2 protein-coding genes are annotated in these 1,815 nt (G+C 67.3%); one reads left to right on the top strand and one right to left on the bottom strand.

Annotated features, from left to right (window positions below; all coding sequences use genetic code 11):
* Positions 1-1,182, bottom strand: a 1,182-nt coding sequence (locus tag ADK55_RS14320; RefSeq protein ID WP_053678710.1) for a glutamate decarboxylase, incomplete at its 3' end; no start/stop codon positions are given.
* 292 nt (positions 1,183-1,474) lie between these two features.
* Here ADK55_RS14320 and melC1 point away from each other — a divergent pair.
* A partial coding sequence (gene melC1, locus ADK55_RS14315; protein WP_053678707.1) for an apotyrosinase chaperone MelC1 occupies positions 1,475-1,815 on the top strand: 341 nt, incomplete at its 3' end.

The following is a 1,815-nucleotide window of genomic DNA, read 5'->3' as shown; positions in this document are numbered from 1 at the left end:
GTCGGAGAGGTCGTAGAGGGTGAAGCCCGCACCGTCCGGGTCGGCGAGGGTGTAGGAGACGGCGGGCAGCGCGCCGTGCCCGTCGTAGAGCAGGGTGAAGGGACCCATTCCGGCGATCTCGCCGGCCAGGTACCGGGCGGTGTCTGCGCAGGCCTGTTGGACGCGCCGGTAGCCGCCCTTGCCCAGGCGCAGGAACAGGTAGTACTGGGCGATGATCTCGCCGCCCGGGCGGGAGAAGTTGAGGGCGAAGGTCGGCATGTCGCCGCCGAGGTAGTCCACGTCGAAGACGAGGTCGGCGGGGAGCAGATCGGCGGTGCGCCAGACGATCCAGCCGACGCCGAGGGGCGCGAGCCCGTACTTGTGGCCCGAGGTGTTGATCGAGGCCACGCGCGGCAGCCGGAAGTCCCACACCACGTCGGGGTGGAGGAAGGGCGCGACGAAGCCGCCGCTGGCGGCGTCCACGTGGATGGGGACGTCCCAGCCGAGGGTCCGGTGGATCCGGTCGAGTTCGGCGGCGATCTCGGCGACCGGTTCGTAGTCACAGGTGTAGGTGACGCCGAGGATGGCGACGACACCGATGGTGTTCTCGTCGACGTGATCGGCGAGCTGGTGCGGCCGCAGGCCGGTGGCGCCCGGCTCCAGGGGGACCTGACGGAGTTCGACGTCGAAGTAGCGGGCGAACTTGTCCCAGCAGATCTGCACGGGTCCGCACACCAGGTTGGGCCGGTCGGTGGGGAGCCCTGCGGCCTTGCGGGCAGCGCGCCAACGCCACTTGAGGGCGAGTCCGCCGAGCATGGCGGCCTCGCTGGAGCCGGTGGTGGAGCAGCCGGTTCCGGTGGTCCCCTCCGGGGCGCTCCACAGGTCGGCGAGGATGTTGACGCAGCGCGCCTCGATTTCCGCCGTCTGCGGGTACTCGTCCTTGTCGATCATGTTCTTGTCGAGGCACTGGTTCATCAGGCGATGGACGCCGTCGTCGGACCAGGTGGTGCAGAAGGTGGCCAGGTTCTGGGCCGCGTTGCCGTCGAGGAGCAGCTCGTTGCTGATCAGCTCGTAGACCACTTCGGTGGGCGAGTGGTCTTCGGGCATCCGGTACTTGGGGAGAACCTGCCCGCTCAGGACGGACGCGAACACGTCCGTGTCGGAGTCGGTGGCGGATGCGTCCTTCGTCTCATGCAGGGCCATGTCGGAACTATAGGGCGATATCGGGCATTTACTTCCCAAGGCGGCTTCGAACGAAGCGGAAGGTGGCATTTCGCCACACCTTCCGGCCGACTCTCCGATGTGATCCCGCTCATGAGAACCGCATGACACCGAAAGAATTACTGGCCAGTAGACTTACTGACGCAGATCTTCCCGTTCGGACCGTCGAACTTGACCAGAACGGGAAGATCGCCCCATTCGTTCGATGTGAAACTTATCCTTCGATGTCCGGATAGCGGTCAACTGGCCCCGCTCGCCTGATAGTTCTTCGGCCATGAACAAGATCACCCGCAGGCAGGCCTTGGGCACCACTGCCGGCGCACTCTCCGTCATCGGCCTCGCGGGCGCCACCGCGTACGCGGCCGGCACCGACTCCCGCGCCGCGATACCCGCCGGCACGGTCGACGAGGTCTACCTGGGACGCCGCATACAGATCACCGCCGCCACCGGCGGCGGTCACCACGGCGGCCACCACTCGCCCGGCCTGCCCACGGTCCGCATAGACGGCCGCGAACTCCACGTGATGCAGAACGCCGACGGCAGCTGGATCAGCGTGGTCAACCACTACGAGACTTTCGCCACCCCGATCTCGCTCGCCCGCGCCGCCGTGCGCGA

It is taken from the genome of Streptomyces sp. WM4235, assembly GCF_001279725.1.
In the GTDB taxonomy this organism is placed as follows: domain Bacteria; phylum Actinomycetota; class Actinomycetes; order Streptomycetales; family Streptomycetaceae; genus Streptomyces.
The sequence above is the reverse complement of the archived record's forward strand: the minus strand, read 5'-3'. Positions and strand labels throughout refer to the sequence as shown.